Source organism: Paracoccus sp. (in: a-proteobacteria) (assembly GCF_030604785.1).
Taxonomy (GTDB): Bacteria; Pseudomonadota; Alphaproteobacteria; order Rhodobacterales; family Rhodobacteraceae; genus Paracoccus.
Window position 1 is genome coordinate 22,223 of sequence record NZ_JAUVVF010000034.1, and the last position, 16,173, is coordinate 38,395.

Annotated in this window: 13 protein-coding genes; 9 read left to right on the forward strand and 4 right to left on the reverse strand. The window is 67.2% G+C overall.

What is annotated here, in order from left to right; genetic code table 11:
* The first annotated feature begins 10 nt into the window (after positions 1 to 10).
* From QAR72_RS11630 to QAR72_RS11645, 4 genes are all read left to right on the forward strand, one after another.
* Entirely contained in the window at positions 11 to 1,852 is a 1,842-nt protein-coding gene (locus tag QAR72_RS11630) for a sensor histidine kinase (protein WP_304617542.1), read from the forward strand.
* The gene (locus QAR72_RS11635; protein ID WP_304617543.1) at positions 1,849 to 3,204 is read left to right on the forward strand and encodes a sigma-54-dependent transcriptional regulator; all 1,356 of its coding nucleotides are present in this window, start codon (positions 1,849 to 1,851) and stop codon (positions 3,202 to 3,204) included. The genes QAR72_RS11630 and QAR72_RS11635 overlap by 4 nt, the downstream gene beginning before the upstream one ends.
* Positions 3,205 to 3,388: 184 nt before the next feature.
* Positions 3,389 to 4,363 (forward strand): TAXI family TRAP transporter solute-binding subunit, encoded by a 975-nt coding sequence (locus tag QAR72_RS11640; RefSeq protein WP_304617544.1) that lies wholly within the window; start codon positions 3,389 to 3,391, stop codon positions 4,361 to 4,363.
* Positions 4,364 to 4,546: 183 nt separating this feature from the next.
* Positions 4,547 to 6,655 (forward strand): TRAP transporter permease, encoded by a 2,109-nt coding sequence (locus QAR72_RS11645; RefSeq protein WP_304617545.1) that lies wholly within the window; start codon positions 4,547 to 4,549, stop codon positions 6,653 to 6,655.
* 362 nt (positions 6,656 to 7,017) lie between these two features.
* Here the strand turns inward: QAR72_RS11645 and QAR72_RS11650 are convergent, their stop codons facing one another.
* Positions 7,018 to 8,733: a D-alanyl-D-alanine carboxypeptidase family protein gene (locus QAR72_RS11650; RefSeq protein ID WP_331497652.1), complete on the reverse strand. Its 1,716-nt coding sequence runs from the start codon at positions 8,731 to 8,733 to the stop codon at positions 7,018 to 7,020.
* 282 nt (positions 8,734 to 9,015) lie between these two features.
* Between QAR72_RS11650 and clpS the strand changes: the two genes are divergently transcribed.
* Genes clpS through QAR72_RS11665 form a run of 3 tightly spaced genes read left to right on the forward strand, consistent with a single transcriptional unit; the run spans position 9,016 to position 11,171 of the window.
* Complete coding sequence (clpS, locus tag QAR72_RS11655) at positions 9,016 to 9,333, forward strand: ATP-dependent Clp protease adapter ClpS (protein ID WP_304617546.1); 318 nt, start codon at positions 9,016 to 9,018, stop codon at positions 9,331 to 9,333.
* Between the two features lie 3 nt (positions 9,334 to 9,336).
* A complete protein-coding gene (locus QAR72_RS11660; RefSeq protein WP_304617547.1) occupies positions 9,337 to 10,371 on the forward strand; it encodes a class I SAM-dependent methyltransferase in 1,035 nt (344 codons plus the stop codon).
* Positions 10,368 to 11,171, forward strand: a complete 804-nt coding sequence (locus QAR72_RS11665; protein WP_304617548.1) for an SDR family NAD(P)-dependent oxidoreductase — start codon at positions 10,368 to 10,370, stop codon at positions 11,169 to 11,171. Before QAR72_RS11660 ends, QAR72_RS11665 begins: the two co-directional genes overlap by 4 nt.
* On the opposite strand, the gene QAR72_RS11670 is transcribed toward QAR72_RS11665, so the two are convergent.
* Positions 11,168 to 11,581 carry a hypothetical protein gene (locus tag QAR72_RS11670; protein ID WP_304617549.1) on the reverse strand — a complete coding sequence of 138 codons (414 nt, stop codon included), beginning with the start codon at positions 11,579 to 11,581 and terminating at the stop codon, positions 11,168 to 11,170. The two genes, QAR72_RS11665 and QAR72_RS11670, sit on opposite strands and share 4 nt — an antisense overlap.
* Before the next feature lie 63 nt (positions 11,582 to 11,644).
* Between QAR72_RS11670 and hemF the strand changes: the two genes are divergently transcribed.
* Positions 11,645 to 12,511, forward strand: coding sequence for an oxygen-dependent coproporphyrinogen oxidase (hemF, locus tag QAR72_RS11675; protein ID WP_304617550.1), 867 nt, complete (start codon positions 11,645 to 11,647; stop codon positions 12,509 to 12,511).
* Between the two features lie 40 nt (positions 12,512 to 12,551).
* Complete coding sequence (locus tag QAR72_RS11680) at positions 12,552 to 13,214, forward strand: AbiU2 domain-containing protein (protein WP_304617551.1); 663 nt, start codon at positions 12,552 to 12,554, stop codon at positions 13,212 to 13,214.
* 30 nt (positions 13,215 to 13,244) lie between these two features.
* On the opposite strand, the gene parE is transcribed toward QAR72_RS11680, so the two are convergent.
* Both parE and QAR72_RS11690 read right to left on the reverse strand, forming a co-directional pair.
* Positions 13,245 to 15,203 carry a DNA topoisomerase IV subunit B gene (parE, locus tag QAR72_RS11685; protein WP_304617552.1) on the reverse strand — a complete coding sequence of 653 codons (1,959 nt, stop codon included), beginning with the start codon at positions 15,201 to 15,203 and terminating at the stop codon, positions 13,245 to 13,247.
* A gap of 108 nt (positions 15,204 to 15,311) precedes the next feature.
* Positions 15,312 to 15,968 carry a glutathione S-transferase family protein gene (locus tag QAR72_RS11690; protein WP_304617553.1) on the reverse strand — a complete coding sequence of 219 codons (657 nt, stop codon included), beginning with the start codon at positions 15,966 to 15,968 and terminating at the stop codon, positions 15,312 to 15,314.
* Between the last annotated feature and the right edge of the window lie 205 nt (positions 15,969 to 16,173).

The following is a 16,173-nucleotide window of genomic DNA, read 5'->3' on the forward strand; positions in this document are numbered from 1 at the left end:
GGAAGGGTCGATGACGCGCGGCAAGGGCAGACGATGGGGGCGGCGGCTTGCGCTGACCGGCGCGGTCATCGCGCTGGCGGCGCTGGTCCTGACCGTGGGCGCAGCCCAGCTTGGCCGCGCCTTCATCACGGCCTCGGTCCCGCAGGGCGAGAACGTGCTGCGCCTGTCCCTGTCCGGCCTGCGTGGCGAGCTGGCCCGGTATGAACGCCTGCCCGAACTGATCGCCCATGAACAGCTTCTGGCGGATGCGCTGGCCGAAGATGCGCCGCGCGCGCAGATCGCGGCCGCGAACCTCTATCTGCGTCACGTCAACCAGATGATGGGATTGTCGGACAGCTACATCATGGCGCTGGACGGCACGACCATCGCGGCCAGCAATTTCGACGAAGAGATCAGCTTCGTCGGCCAGAACTTTGTTTACAGGCCCTATTTCAGCGACGCTGCCGCAGGCGACAAGGGACGGTTCTTCGCACTCGGCACCACATCGGGCAAGCGGGGCTATTACTTCGGCGCGCCGGTGCGCGACCGGGGGCGGGTCGTGGGGGTGCTGGCGCTCAAGGTCGATGTGGACGCGATCGAGGACAGCTGGCGGGCCGCCGAATACGAGATCATCGTCACCGATGCCGAGGGCGTCGTCTTTCTGGCCAGCCGCCGCGACTGGCATTTCCGGGCCTTTGCCGCCTTGTCACCCTCGGCCCGGATGCGGGTCGCGGAGACGCGGCGCTACGACAATCAGGCGCTGGAGCCCTTGCCGCTGCAGAAGCTGGGCTGGGTCGGCAGCCACCGCCTGATGCGGCTGGCCCTGCCCGAGGGGATGCGCGAATTTGTCGTGATCTCGGAACCCATGCCCGAGGCCGGCTGGACGGTGCAAGTCCTGCTGGACACGGCGCCCGCCTATCGGCAGGCCTTCTGGGCCTCGGTCGGGGCGCTGTTGCTGCTGGGGCTCAGCGTGGCGGGGCTGTTTGCGCTGGCGCAGCGCCGGGCGCGGCTGCGCGAGCGGCTGCAATTGCAGCGCGAGGCGCAAAGCCAGCTTGAGACCCGCGTGGCCGAACGCACCCGCGAACTGGCCGCGCTGAACACCCGCCTCGAGGCCGAGGTGTCCGAGCGCCGCGCCACCGAGGAGGAACTGCGCCGCACGCAGCGCCATCTGGTGCAATCGGCCAAATTGGCGGCGCTTGGCCAGATGTCGGCGGCTTTGTCGCATGAGCTGAACCAGCCGCTTGGCGCGGTCCGCAACTTTGCCTCGAACGCGCTGACGCTGCTCGACCGGGGCCGCGCGCCCGAAGCGCGCGAGAATGTCGGCCGCATCATCGGCCTGACCGACCGCATGACCGAAATCGGCCGCACCCTGCGCAACTTTGCCCGCAAGCCCAATTCGCAACTGGCGGTGATCGACCTGCAGGACGTGCTGCGCGACGCGCTGGAGGTGATCGCCTGGCGCATGGGCAAAAGCCCGACCCGGATCGAGACCGACCTGCCCGAAGGCCCGATCCTGATGCGCGCAGGCGCCGTGCGGTTCCAGCAGGTGATCGTCAACCTGCTGTCGAACGCGCTGGACGCGCTGGAGGGGCAGGAGGATGGCGTCATCCGCATCACCCTGCGCGAGGCGGGCGACAGGCTGGTTCTGGACGTGTCCGATAACGGGCCGGGCATTCCGGCGGGGCTTGAGGAACGCATCTTCGACCCGTTCTTCTCGACCAAGGGTGTCGGCGCGGGCCTTGGCCTTGGCCTGTCGATTTCCTTCAACATCATCAAGGATTTCGGAGGCGAACTTCGGGTCCTGCGGCAGCCGCGCGGGGCCTGTTTCCAGATCGACCTGCCGCGCCTCTCCGCCAACGAGGCCGTCGCATGAGCCGGGGCCGCATCCTGCTGGTCGATGACGAGGAGGACATGCGCCTGTCCACCGCGCAGGCCCTCGACCTCGACGGTTTCGAGATCGAGGCCCTGCCCGACGCGCAATCGGCGCTGGACCGGGTGGGCTTCGGCTTTGACGGGATTGTCATCACCGACATCCGGATGCCCGGCATGGACGGGCTGACCCTGATGAACCGCATCCGCGAGATCGACGCCGAGATCCCGGTGATCCTGCTGACCGGGCATGGCGACATCCAGCTTGCCGTCCGCGCCATGCGCGAGGGGGCGCATGACTTCATCGAAAAGCCCTTCGATACCGGGCAATTGTCCAAGATCGTGGACAGGGCGCTTGAATATCGCCGCGTCGTTCTGGAGAACCGCGTCCTGCGGGCGGCGGCGGGACAGGCCGACGATCTGGAATTGCGGCTGGTCGGCCGCTCGAACGTGATGGTCGATCTGCGCCGCCGCCTGCGCACCATCGGCCCGACCGAGGCAGACGTGCTGATCGTGGGCGAGACCGGCACCGGCAAGGAGGTCGTAGCCCGCGCGCTGCATGACCTGTCGCCCCGCGCCCGCAAGCCCTTCATCGCCATCGACTGCGCCGCCTTGCCCGCCGCGCTGATCGAATCCGAGCTGTTCGGCCATGAAGCCGGCGCATTTCCCGGCGCGCTGCGGGCGCGTTACGGCAAGTTCGAACATGCGCGCGGCGGGACGATCCTTCTGGACGAGATCGGCTCGATGCCCTGGGACATGCAGGGCAAGCTGCTGCGGGTCGTGCAGGACCGCGTCATCTCGCCCCTGGGCGCCAACGAGGATCGGGCGCTGGACGTGCGCTTCATCGCCACCTCGCGGCGCCCGCTGGAGGACGAGGTCGCGGCCGGCCGGTTCCGGGCGGACCTGCTCTATCGGCTGAATGTCGTGACGCTGAACGTGCCGCCTTTGTCGGCCCGGCGCGAGGATGTGCAGCTTCTGTTCATCAAGCTGGTGCAGGAGGCGGCCGCCCGTCATCGCCGTCCGCCCGTCTCGGTGCCGCCGCAATTGCTGGCCGAGATCGCGGAACGCGACTGGCCCGGCAATGTCCGCGAATTGCGCAATGCCGCCGACCGCCACGCACTTGGCATCGCCTTGCAGCCCGCCGAGAAGGTCAGCCCCGAGCAGATGCGCCTGGCTCATCGGGTCGCCGCCTTCGAGCGCGACCTGATCGTGGCGACGCTGGCGGCGCATGGCGGAAGGCTGAAGCCGGTCTATGAAACGCTCGGTCTGTCGCGCAAATCGCTCTACGAGAAGATGCAGAAATACCGGATCGACAAGACTCACTATGTCGATGCAGCCGAGGATGACGGCCCCTGATGGGAAGATTCCCACCCATCGCCAGAGGCCGATGTTACCGAATCCACCCATCACACCGCTGCGAGCGCCAATTATTTCCGCTCGGCCTGCATGGCGGAATTGCGCCAGACGCATGGCGGCCGCTAGCTGGGCGCGTTCTCGGGGAAGGCAACGCGCCTCGCCCCGTTTCCATTGGGAGGATCTCATGCGTTTGACCACTGCCGCCATCGCGGCTGCCGCCGCCTTCGCCCTGTCGCCCGCCTTCGCCCAGGAGGACCGCTCGGACTGGCCCTCGAGCCTGACGATCGGCACGGCCAGCCAGGGCGGCACCTATTTTATCTATGGCACCGGTCTGGCCGGCCTCATCACCCAGAGCCTCGGCGTCAACGCCTCGGCCGAGGTGACGGGCGGCCCCGTGCAGAACGCGACCCTGGTCGAGACCGGCGATCACCAGATCGGCCTAGTGACGATGGGCCCGGCCTACGAGGCCTGGACCGGCAACAGCGAACTGGCGCCGGGCGTCGAGCATGCCTCGATGCGCGCGCTCTTCCCGATGTATCAGACCCCGTTCGAGGCGGTGGCGCTGCAATCCTCGGGCATCGCCGACGTCATGGACATGAACGGCAAGCGCGTCTCGGTCGGCCCGGCCGGCGGCACCGCCGCGACCTACTGGCCGCGCTTCTTCGAAGTGCTGGGCGTTCAGGCCAATATCAGCTATTCGGGCGCCAATGACGCGACCAGCCAGGTCAAGGACGGGCTGATCGACGCCTTCGCCTTTGCCGCCGGCGTGCCGATCAGCGCCTTCGCCCAGATCGCGGCGGAAAACCCCGTCAACATCTTCGGCTTCACCGAGGAACAGCGCGACCAGATCCTGGAGGCCCTGCCCGAAGTGTCGGCCTTTGACGTGCCGGGCGGCCTGTATCAGGGCTTCCCCGACGGGCACCTGACGGTCGCCATGTGGAACTTTGCCATCGCGCATGAGGACATGCCCGAAAGCCTCGCCTACGAAATCACCAAGCTGGTGATGGAGAACAACGAGGCGATGATGCAGATCCACGCCACCGCGGCCGAAACGCTGCCGGAAAACGCGAACCAGAACACCTTCCTGCCCTATCACCCCGGCGCGCTGCGCTATTTCGACGAGAAGGGCATCGAGATCCCCGCCGAACTGCGCGGCTGATCCCGATCCGACCTTGCCGGAGGCCCCGTCTGACGGGCCTCCGGTCCTTCACAATCCATGAACGGCCCGGCTGCGGTCAACCGACTGCGCGCCCGCGCCGACGGAGACCCCAACATGTCAGCCCAAGCTGCCCCATCGGCAGAGACCGGGCCCGTCATCGCGCAAGGCGTGGATGACGAGCCGATGGCATCCAACCAGCGCGACCCCAAGGGCCGCGCGGGGATGCTGATCGCGGTTCTCGCCGCCGCCTACACCGTCTTTCACCTCGTGGTCATGGTCTTCTACCCGCTGGAGACCTGGACCTACCGGATGTTCCATCTCTGCGGGGGGCTGCTGATCGGCTTCCTGACCTATTCGGCGCTGAGCCAATCCTCGACCGAGACCGAGGACCGGCCGCGCGGTCCGCTTGAACTGGCGCTGCTGGCCGTGGCTGTCGGGGGCATCGGCTACGGCTTCCTGATGGTCGCCTATGCCTGGGGCGGCTGGTGGCTGGCGGGCGCGGCGCAACCGCCGCGGATGGTCTTCCAGACCTACGGCCTCCCCCTGGCCATCGGCACCGCCGCCGCGATCCTGTCCGGCTGGCTGTTCTCGACCCGGTCGCGGTCGCGCATCCACCTGCCCGACATGCTGCTGGGCCTCGCGGCGATCGCGGTCATGGGCTACATCCTCTTTGTCGTGGGCGCGCTGCGGATGCGGGCGGGGACGGCCCTCGCACAGCCGGGCGATCTGTGGGCGGCCGTGACCGGCGTCCTTCTGATCCTGGAACTGGCGCGGCGGCTGACGGGTCTGGCCCTTGTCGCCATTGTCGGCGTCTTCATCGCCTACAGCTTCCTCGGGCCCTGGCTGCCGGGCTTCCTGAACCATCGCGGCTACAGCGCCACGCGGTTCTTCACCTACATCTTCACCGATCAGGGCGTGCTGGGCGACCCGATCGCGGTCAGCTCGACCTACATCATCCTGTTCATCGTCTTCGCGGCCTTCCTGCAGGCCTCGAAGGTGGGCGACTATTTCGTCAACTTCGCCTTTGCCTGCGCGGGCCAGGCGCGGGGCGGTCCGGCCAAGGTCGCGGTCTTCGCATCGGGCCTGATGGGCATGATCAACGGCACCTCGGCGGGCAATGTGGTCTCAACCGGCTCGCTGACCATTCCGCTGATGAAGAAGGTCGGCTATTCGCCCAAGACCTCGGCCGCGGTCGAGGCGACGGCCTCGTCGGGCGGGCAGATCCTGCCGCCGATCATGGGCGCGGGCGCCTTCATCATGGCCGAGGTGACGGGCATTCCCTATACCGACATCGTCATCGCCGCGATCATCCCGGCGCTGCTGTATTTCGTCTCGGTCTATTTCATGGTCGATCTTCAGGCGCTGAAGCTGAACATGAAGGGTCTGCCGCGTTCGGAACTGCCGCGCTTCGACGTGCTGGTAAAGCAGGTCTACCTGTTCCTGCCGATCATCATCCTGATCTACACGCTGTTTGCGGGCTATTCCGTGATCCGTGCGGGTGCGATGGGGATGGCGGCGGCCGCAATGGTCAGCTGGCTGACCCCGCACAAGATGGGGCCGGTCCAGATCTTCCGCGCGCTGGAACTGGGCGCCAAGATGTCGATCCAGATGGTCGCGGTCTGCGCGGCAGCGGGCATCATCGTCGGTGTCATCGCGCTGACGGGCGTGGGCGCGCGCTTCTCGGCGCTGCTGCTGACCATCGCCGGGCAGAGCCAGTTGCTGGCGATGTTCTTCGCCATGTGCATCTCGATCATCCTGGGCATGGGGATGCCGACGACGGCGGCCTATGCGGTCGCGGCGGCGGTCGTGGCGCCGGGTCTGATCAGCCTGGGCGTGCCGGTCCTGGTCGCGCATTTCTTCGTCTTCTACTATGCGGTGATGTCGGCCATCACGCCGCCTGTCGCCTTGGCCGCCTATGCGGGGGCGGGGTTGTCTGGATCGGATCCGATGAAGACCTCGGTCGAGGCCTTCAAGCTGGGTCTTGCCGCCTTCATCGTGCCGTTCATGTTCTTCAATTCGCATGAGCTTCTGATGCAGGGCGAGACGCTCGACATCGTCCACGCGACCGCGACGGCGCTTCTGGGCATGTTCCTGCTGTCTGCGGGCGTAATCGGCTACTTCTTCGGTCCGGCCGCCACGGTCGTGCGGGTGATCCTGCTGGCGGCGGCGCTGTCGATGATCGCGGTCGGCTGGCTGACCGACATCGTGGGCCTGTCGGTCGCGGTGGCGCTGTTCCTGTGGCAGCGCAAGATGGTGACAGCAGGAGCATTGGCGCGGGGTCAGACCGACTGAGCCGGCCGAGACAGCAACGATCAAGGGGGCGGGCCTGCGGGTCCGCCCCTTTTTCGTGGTCGTTCCGGCAGGGAAGGTCGCGGCTGTATCGAAGGCCTCTCCGGCATCGCTGGCCCGCACCATATCCGGGCTTCTGAGGGAGCGGTCGCGGGTCTGGCTGGCCTGGGCAGGCTGGCCAGCAGATCTGCATCCGGGTTAGGCGCCCTGTCAGATGACTGGCCTGCATCAGGGGGAGCGGTCGGACGGTTCAGTGACCTGGTGGGCCCAGATCCACAATCCCGCGCGGCACGCTCCGTCAGGCAAAGAAAAAGGCGCGCGGGCTGTCCGCGCGCCCCATTCCGGGCAAGGGTGGGATCAGCGCGTCAGCGGCCGATCACCTGGCAGTCACGCGCCCGGCTCTGCAACCTCTCGCAGGCAAGTTGCGCCTGTGCGCGGGTCAGGTTCACGAATTGCGCGTCAAAGCCCCGCCGCGTGTCGGCGATGTTGCGCCGTGACGAGCCAAGGACGCCGCCATCCTGCAGGGCAAGGCTCAGCAGCGCGCGCTCGGCCTCGGCCTGCGAGGTGAAGAGGCCAAGCGAGACCGCCCAGCCCCGGCCCGCATCGGCGGGACGGCGCACGATCTCCAGCGATTCGGGATTGCCCAGATCGCCTTCGCCCATCGCCGCCAGGATCACCGTCTCCGAACGCGGCCGCGGCGGGGGAGAGCTGTTCAGGCTGAGGCTGCCCGCGGGCGCGGTTTCGACCGGGGCAGGGGCTGCGGCAGGGGCGGCAAGGCTGGCCGTCGCTGTTTCGCCTGTCGCGCGTTCGCGGTTCGGCGCGGCGCGCGGGCGCAGCGAGGATGCCAGAACCGGCGCGGCGAGGCTTGCCGTGGCGACGGGTTCGGCAGCGGGGGCCGCCTCGGCGACGGCTTCGGCGACCGCTTCGGCGACTCGGCTGCCGGGCCGGGCCCTCGGGCGCAGGCTGTTGGCGAGTGCAAGACCGGCCGCGGGCGCGGGCGTTGCAACGCTGGCACCGGCCTGCCGCAAGGCCTCGGTCAGGTCAGGCACGGGTGCCGCCGAGGCCGAGGCCACAAGGCTGGCGGTCGGCGCGGGTGCCGGCGCCGCTGCGGGCCGCGCGACCGGCGCGGGAGAGGCATCCAGCACCAGCCGCTGCGGCTCGGGCTGGGTCGCGGCGGGGGTCGGCTCGACCTGCGCGCGGCGGGTGGTCGCCTGGCTCAGCATCCGGGGCCGCTGCGGACGCACCTCGCGGACGCGATCGGGGATGCGCGGGAAGCTGGCATCCAGCAGTTCCGCCATGACCTGGTTGCGATGCGCGGTCGAGGTGCCGCCGAAGACCGTGGCGATCAGCCGCTTGTTGCCGCGCTGCGCCGAGGCCGTCAGGTTGAAGCCCGCCGCCCGCGTATATCCGGTCTTGATCCCGTCCGCGCCCGGATAATCGTCCAGAAACCGGCGGTTGGTCGAGGCGACCTGCGCCACGCCCGCATCCGCCGAGCGGCGCGAGAACAGGTTGTAATATTGGGGGAAATCATAGAACAGGTGGCGCCCGAGCACGCTCATGTCATGAGCGGTCGAGAAATGCCCCTGCTGCGTCAGGCCATGCGCGTTGCGGAACTGGGTGTTGTTCATCCCGAGCGCGCGCGCCATCTGGGTCATCTGCTGGGTGAAGGCCTCTTCCGAGCCCGCCAGCCCCTCGCCGATGGCGGTCGCCGCGTCATTGGCCGAACGGATCGCGGCGGCGCGGATCAGGTAGCGCAACTCGATCTGCTGGCCCGGCCGCAGCCCCAGTTTCGAGGGCGGCTCGTTCGCGGCCTTGCTGGAGATGGTGAAGCGCGAATCCAGCCGGACACGGCCGCTTTCGATGGCGTGGAACGCCATGTAGAGCGTCATCATCTTGGTCAGCGAGGCCGGATGCAGCCGCGTATCCGCGTTCTGGCGGAAGACCGGCTGGCCCGTCCGGGCATCCATCACATAGGCCGCGAAAGGGGCAGCCGATGCCGTCGGCGTCATCGTCACGGTCAGGACGGGCAGCACAAGAAAGGCCACTGCCCACAACCGGAATGCGGTAAGGAATCGGTTCACTGTCTCGGTCTCTCTGCCTCTGCGGGCATGTCGTTTGTCGCATGCCCGTCGTTAATGGAACGACAATAGCATGGGCCCATTTTCCTTGAAACCACGCATTCGACATATTTTGGCATTCCTGCGGACCTTCCTTGCGGTGCTGCGACGGCAGGCCCCGGCCTCGGGGGCTTTCATCCCTGCGGGTTTCGACTATATTCGACTGTGCAAGCTTCGCGCCGGGCGCGGGCTGTGCCGCCCATGCCGCGCCCCGTTGAAACGATTCAGACGCAGATGACCCATCGGATGACAGACAGCGACCGTCCCGACGACCAGTCCGAACTCGCGGTCAAGCCGCGCACCCGGTCTCAGCGCCCGCCCATGTACAAGGTGCTGATGCTGAACGACGATTTCACGCCGATGGAATTCGTGGTGCATGTGCTGGAACGGCTGTTCCACATGACCCATGCCCAGGCAATCGAGATCATGCTGACCGTCCACCGCAAGGGGGTGGCGGTGGTCGGCGTCTTCTCGCATGAAGTGGCCGAGACGAAGGTCGCGCAGGTGATGGAACTGGCGCGCCGACAGCAGCACCCGCTGCAATGCACCATGGAAAAAGAGTAGCCCGTGACACAATCCAGACTGGACCTGGCCTTCCCGGACGGCCATCCCGGAGGCGAGGTTCTTGTGATCGGGGCGCGCGCCGCTGATCCGCTGACATCGCTTGATCCCGCGCGCACGCGCATCCTTCAGGGCCATTTCCCCGACCATCAGGGCCTGTCGGCGCGCGGCTGGCGGGTCGGTCCTGCGGTCGAGGGCGGCTTTGATCTGGTCCTGCTGTTCCTGCCGCGCGCCAAGGCGGCAGCGCGGGCGGCCATCGCCGATGCGGCGGGGCGCCTCCAGCCCGGCGCGGCCCTGTGGATCGACGGGCAGAAGACCGATGGCGTGGACGCCATCCTGCGCGAGCTGCGCGCGCTGGCTCCGGTGGACGAGGTTCACAGCAAGGCGCATGGCAAGATCTTTCGCGCGACCATCCCGGAGGGAGACTGGCTGCCAGAGAACTGGAAAGCAGCCCGCGCCGAGGTCGCGCCGGGCTTCGTGACCGGGCCCGGCGTCTTTTCGGCCGACGGGATCGACCCGGGCTCGGCCCTGCTGGCGGCGCATCTGCCGGAACGGATGCCGACGCGCGTCGTCGATCTGGGCGCAGGCTGGGGCTGGCTGTCGGCGCAGGTCCTGGCGCGTCCCGGGGTCGAGCAGCTGCATCTGGTCGAGGCCGATCATGCCTCGCTGGAACTGGCACGGCGCAATCTGGACGATCTGCGCCTGCATTTCCACTGGGCCGATGCCCGCGACTTCCGGCTGCCCGATCCGGTGAACGGCGTGGTGATGAACCCGCCCTTCCACGAGGGCCGGCAGGCCGACCCGAAACTGGGCGCGGCCTTCATCGCGACTGCGGCGCGGCTGCTGACGGGGGCAGGGCGGCTGTGGATGGTAGCCAACCGCCATCTTCCCTACGAAACGGTTCTGGCGCAGCATTTCGGTCAGGTCCACGAGATCGGCGGCGACAACCGCTTCAAGGTGATCGAGGCGACAGCGGCGGGCAAGGGTCAGGCCGGCAGGCCATCCAACCCCGCGAAACCGACCATGAGGCGGCGGCGATGAGCCTGTCGATCCAGGGCAAGACCGCCATCGTCACCGGCGCGGGGCGCGGGGTGGGGCTGGCCATCGCGCGCCATCTGGCCGAACGCGGCGCCAATGTCATGTTCGCCGACGGAGACGAGGCCGCGCTGAACCAGGCCGTCGCGGATTACGACGGCGACGCCCATGTGCGCCGCTTCGTGGGCAACATGGCCGAGAAGCTGGCCATGGCGAACCTGCTTTCCGCCACGATCGACGCTTTTGACCGGGTGGACGTGCTGGTCAACGCGCATCGCTTCGTGCGGTCGTCGGACCCGCTGGACACCGATATCGAGGCGCTGGACGAGATGCTGCGCCAGAACCTGCTGGCCGGCTTGCGTCTGTCGCAGATGGTCGCGCGCCGCATGATCCGGCAGGCCGAGGACGAGCCCGGCAACGGCCAGAGCGGCGCCATCGTCACCATCTCGACCCTGGCCGCGCGGCGGCCGCAGCCCACGATGCTGGGCTATTCCATCGCCTGCGCCGCGCAGGAACAGGCGGTGCGGGGGCTTGCGCTGTCGCTAGCACCGCACCGCATCCGCGTGAACGGCGTCAGCTTCGCCAGCGTCATGTCGCACGAGATGCAATGCACGCTGAAGGACATCCCCGAGAAGCGCGCGCAGATCATCGCGGGCACGCCCCTGGGCCGGATCGCGCCTGCGGACGAGCTGGCCGAGACGGTGCATTACCTTGTCAGCGACGCGGCGCGCTTCGTCACGGGGCAGATCATCACGGTCGATGGCGGGCGCAGCCTGGTCGATCCGGTCGCGGCGCAGATCCTCTAGGTTTCGGGATATGCGGCGCGGCAGGCCTCGACCGCGCGTTCGGCGCTGGCAGACAGCGCGTTGCGGCGCGCGACCAGGCCGTCGCGCTTGCGCGCCTCGGCGACCGGGTCGATGGGGACGCGGAAACGCTCGGTCTCCAGCTCGTCGCGCCAGCAGCCATAGGTGGTGATGACGGGCTTGCCCTCGCGGTCGGTCGTGACGGTCTGGCATTGCGCCAGCCGCGACCGCACGACCTGCCGCTCGTCCCAGGCATAGCCGCGCGCCAGATTGCCCTCGACCTCGGCCAGAAGGCTGTTCACGGTGCGGTATTCGGTCGTGTTTCGGCTGATGCAGCGTTCCTGCGGCGTGCCGCAGGCGGCAAGCGCCAGCGGCAGGGCCAGGATCAGGGCGCCGGTGATGTTGCGGGGCATGGCAGGTCTCGTTACAGGTTTTCCGACAGCTAGCCGCACCGAGGCGGCAAAGGCAAATCACGAATGAGGTCCGCCATGGAAGAACAGCGCCGCCGCGCCGCCAGCTGGTTTCGGGAATTGCGCGACCGGATCGTCGGCGCCTTCGAGGCGCTGGAGGATCGCGGCCCGGGCGATCTGCCGCCGGGCCGGTTCGAGGTGACGCCCACGGAACGGGCGGGCGATGGCGGCGGCGGGCTGATGTCGGTCATGCGCGGCGGCCGCGTCTTCGAGAAGGTCGGCGTGAACTGGTCCGAGGTCCACGGCACCCTTGCCCCCCGCGCACAGGCCGCGATGGCCGCCCGCGGTGTGCCGGGGATGGAGGCCGATCCGCGATTCTGGGCCTCGGGGATCAGCCTCGTCGCGCATATGCGGAACCCGCACGCCCCCGCTGTCCACATGAACACCCGCATGTTCTGGACCCCGGGCGCCTGGTGGTTCGGCGGCGGCTCCGACCTGAACCCCTGCCTCGAATATCCCGAGGACACGGCGCATTTCCACGACACGCTGCGCGCCGCCTGCGCCCCGCACGGCGCGGGCTACTACGACCGCTTCAAGGCCTGGGCGGACGAGTATTTCTTCATCCCCCATCGAGGCCGGGCGCGCGGCGTGGGCGGCATCTTCTACGACGACCTGAACACCGGCGAATGGGAGGCCGACTTCGCCTTTACCCGCGCCGTGGGCGAGGCCTTCCTGCCCGCTTTCCTGCCCCTGGCCGAGGCGCGCATGACCCAGCCCTTCACCGCAGGCGACCGCGATGCCCAGCTGATCCATCGCGGCCTCTATGCGGAATATAATCTCGTCTACGACCGTGGCACCAAGTTCGGTCTGGAGACGGGGCATAACGCGGATGCGGTGCTGATGAGCCTGCCACCCTTGGCGAAGTGGGTTTAGGAGGGCGGTCTTGGAGCGGCCTTGGGAACACTATAGCGACTTGCCCGAGGACGAGCGGTTCAGCGCTATCCTGAAGTTCTGCACCCTTGAAACGGCCAGGATAAAGTATGAGCTTCACATCTTTCGCGGGCTTTACGGTTCAGATCCGCGCCGCGTCGAGGTCTTGAACCGCGCGGCGCCCGAGATCGCCCAGCTTCTTCAGGACCTGCTGTTTGACGATATCGTCATCCGACTGTGCCGCTTACTTGATCCACCAGAAGACCGGCGTGGAAACGTCAATTTTGGGTTGAGGCTTCTGATTGCCCTCGCACCGAAAGACACCTCGCTTGAATTGGCAACAGAAGTTGAGGTCGCTTTTGACTTGGCCGCTAAACTGAAGGAACGTCGGGACAAGCACATCGCGCATAACGATGGCAATTCCAAGCGCGCGGATTGCGCCAAAGGTTGGGTTAGCTTGGCCGACATTCAGGCTGCGTTGGATCGAATAGACGACGTTGTCGTCAGATTGCACCTGACATGTCGCAAGGTCTCTATAGAAACCGACCCCATTTTGGCGAGAGAGCCTGAAATGGCGCTGTTGCGCGCGCTTCACCTAGGCGCAGATGCGCTGGACAAGGCGCGCGATGACTACCTGCAGCGGGCAATGCATGACCGAGGGCATGTTCCGAAGCCGCTCGCTTGGCTTCCTGATTGGCTGAGATAGGCGCGGCGGCAGGTCAGAGGCTGTCAGGCGTCAGACATCCAACTCCTCGACGAACCGCGCATTCTCCTGAATATACTCGAACCGCAATTCGGGCTTCTTGCCCATCAGCCGTTCGACCAGATCGCCGGTCTCGCCGCCCTCATCATCGTCGATGCTGACCCGGATCAGCTTGCGCGTCTTGGGGTTCATCGTCGTGTCCTTGAGGTCCTTGGCGTCCATCTCGCCCAGACCCTTGAATCGCTGCACGTCGATCTTGCCGCGCCCGCCAAGGCCCTTGGCCAGCATCCGCTCCTTCTCCGCGTCGTCGGCCACATAGACGCGGTGCGCGCCCTGCGTCAGGCGGTAAAGCGGCGGGCAGGCCAGATAGAGGTGGCCCTTGTCGATCAGCGGCCGCATCTGCGTGAAGAAGAATGTCATCAGAAGGCTGGCGATATGGGCTCCGTCCACATCGGCGTCGGTCATGATGATGATCTTGTCATAGCGCAGGTCATCGACGTTGAACTTTGAGCCCATCCCTACGCCAAGCGCCTGACAGAGATCGTTGATCTCCTGATTGGCGCCCATCTTTGATGACGCGGCGCCCAGCACGTTCAGGATCTTGCCGCGCAGCGGCAGCAGCGCTTGGTTCGTGCGGTCGCGGGCCATCTTGGCCGAACCGCCAGCCGAATCGCCCTCGACGATGAACAGCTCGGTTCCGTCGCGGTTCGTGGCGCTGCAATCGACCAGCTTGCCGGGCAGGCGCAGCTTTTTCGTCGCCGTCTTGCGGGCGGTTTCCTTTTCCTGCTTGCGCCGCAGCCGTTCCTCGGCCCGCAGGATCAGGAAATCGAGGATCGCCCCCGCCGATTTCGTGTCCGAGGCAAGCCAGTTGTCGAAATGGTCGCGCACGGCGCCCTCGACCAGACGGGCAGCCTCGGTCGTGGCCAGCCGGTCCTTGGTCTGGCCCACGAATTCAGGCTCGCGGATGAAACACGAGACCAACGCGCAGCCCCCCGTCACCAGATCGTCGCGCAGGATCTGCGCGGCCTTCTTGTTGCCGACCATCTCGCCATAGGCGCGGATGCCCTTGAGGATCGCGTTCCAGAAGCCCATTTCATGCGTCCCGCCCTCGGGGGTGGGGACGGTGTTGCAATAGGACTGGATGAAGCCGTCGCGCGAGGGCGTCCAGTGGATCGCCCAATCGACCTTGCCCGGCGCGTTGAAGCGCTTGAAATCGACGCTGCCGGCAAAGGGGCGGTCGGAATAGGTGGTCACGCCCTGCAGCGTCTCGGCCAGATAATCGGCCAGACCGCCGGGAAAATGGAACACGGCCTCGCAGGGCGTCTCGCCGTCGTCGATCTCGGATTTCCAGCGGATCTCGACGCCCGAGAACAAATAGGCCTTGGACTTCACCATCTTGATCAGCCGCGCGGGCTTGAAGCGGTGATGGCCGAAGATCTGTTCGTCCGCGTGGAAGGTCACGGTGGTGCCGCGCCGGTTCGGGGCCGAGCCTATCCTGGCCACCGGGCCTTCGGGAATGCCGCGCGAAAATCGCTGTTCGAAGAGCTCCTTGTTCCGCGCGACCTGCACGACCATCAGGTCCGACAGCGCGTTCACGACCGAGGCGCCCACCCCGTGAAGCCCGCCCGAGGTCTGGTAGGTGTCGCCCGAGAACTTGCCCCCCGCATGCAGCGTGCAGAGGATGACCTCCAGCGCGGACTTGCCGGGAAACTTGGGATGGGGGTCGATCGGGATGCCGCGTCCGTTATCGCGCACCACGACGCTGTAATCGGCCAGCAACTCGACCTCGATCCGGGTGGCGTGGCCGGCCACTGCCTCGTCCATCGAGTTGTCGAGGATCTCGGCCACGAGGTGATGCAGCGCGCGTTCATCGGTGCCGCCGATATACATGCCGGGCCGCTTGCGCACGGGCTCCAGCCCTTCCAGCACCTCGATCGAGGATGCGGAATAGGCGTCGCTGGCGGCGTTGCCGGAAAGAAGATCGTCAGCCATGGGTTCGTCGTCCTGTCGTCTGATTGGCCGACTGTATCTCATGGCGCGGGGCAGGGCGGCAAGGGCTTGTGGCCGCCCGCCGGTTCAGACCCATCCCTTGCGGCGCTATCAGGCAGGTTCGGCCAGCCGTGCCTGCCACATGCGCTGAAAGGCGGGGCGGTCCTGACAGGCGGTCAGCCAGGCTGCGATGCCCGGCCATCTGCGCGCCATGCGGGGATCGGTCCAAGCGTAGCGGACGATCTCGGCCATGTTGAGGTCGGCCACGGTGAAGCGCCCGCCGACCAGATGGCCGCCATGGGCCGCCAGATGATCCTGGACCACGCGCAGCGGCCGCTCCAGCCGCGAAATCGCGTCGTCGATCAGCGCACGGTCGCCGGCATCGGCCTGCGGACGGGTCAGCATCTGGATGGTCAGGGCGTCGGGCTCGATCCCGGTTGCGGCATAAAGCGACCATTGCAGCATCAGCGCCTCCTCGGCCGCGTCCTGCGGTCCAAGCGGGCCGCCATGCTTGCGCGCCAGATGCAGCGTCGCGGCCAGCGATTCCGAGAGGACCAGCCCGTCATCCTCGATCACCGGAATGGCGCCTGCGGGCGACAGGGCCAGGAATTCGGGGCTGCGCGTGTTCAGCGGCGCGCCCTTCGCGGTGGCATCGGCCAGACGGTAGGCCTGGATGACCGGGCGCTGCTCGAAGGGCAGGGACAGTTCGTGACACAGCCAGATGACGCGCGAGGCGCGCGAACGGGTGACGCCGTGGATGATCAGCATTTGCGGTCCTTTCGACACATGCGCGCAGCATGAGCCGCGGGCTTGATCTGGCGCAAGGCGGGGCATGTGAAATTCATGTAACGGGATCGTGACATCACCCGACAGGAGAAGGCTCATGGACGTCCCCGCTCCGACCGCGCCCGAGACTATGCCGCCCGAAGGCGCAGCCGAGGCCCAGCCCGCCGCCGCGCCCCCTGCGCCCGAG

What these genes read in the sequence shown, in the direction of transcription:
- QAR72_RS11630 (WP_304617542.1), top strand. Translation starts at nt 11, where the DNA reads ATGACGCGCGGCAAGGGCAGACGATGGGGGCGGCGGCTTGCGCTGACC.
- QAR72_RS11635 (WP_304617543.1), top strand. Translation starts at nt 1,849, where the DNA reads ATGAGCCGGGGCCGCATCCTGCTGGTCGATGACGAGGAGGACATGCGC.
- QAR72_RS11640 (WP_304617544.1), top strand. Translation starts at nt 3,389, where the DNA reads ATGCGTTTGACCACTGCCGCCATCGCGGCTGCCGCCGCCTTCGCCCTG.
- QAR72_RS11645 (WP_304617545.1), top strand. Translation starts at nt 4,547, where the DNA reads ATGGCATCCAACCAGCGCGACCCCAAGGGCCGCGCGGGGATGCTGATC.
- clpS (WP_304617546.1), top strand. Translation starts at nt 9,016, where the DNA reads ATGACAGACAGCGACCGTCCCGACGACCAGTCCGAACTCGCGGTCAAG.
- QAR72_RS11665 (WP_304617548.1), top strand. Translation starts at nt 10,368, where the DNA reads ATGAGCCTGTCGATCCAGGGCAAGACCGCCATCGTCACCGGCGCGGGG.
- QAR72_RS11670 (WP_304617549.1), bottom strand. Translation starts at nt 11,581, where the DNA reads ATGCCCCGCAACATCACCGGCGCCCTGATCCTGGCCCTGCCGCTGGCG.
- hemF (WP_304617550.1), top strand. Translation starts at nt 11,645, where the DNA reads ATGAGGTCCGCCATGGAAGAACAGCGCCGCCGCGCCGCCAGCTGGTTT.
- parE (WP_304617552.1), bottom strand. Translation starts at nt 15,203, where the DNA reads ATGGCTGACGATCTTCTTTCCGGCAACGCCGCCAGCGACGCCTATTCC.
- QAR72_RS11690 (WP_304617553.1), bottom strand. Translation starts at nt 15,968, where the DNA reads ATGCTGATCATCCACGGCGTCACCCGTTCGCGCGCCTCGCGCGTCATC.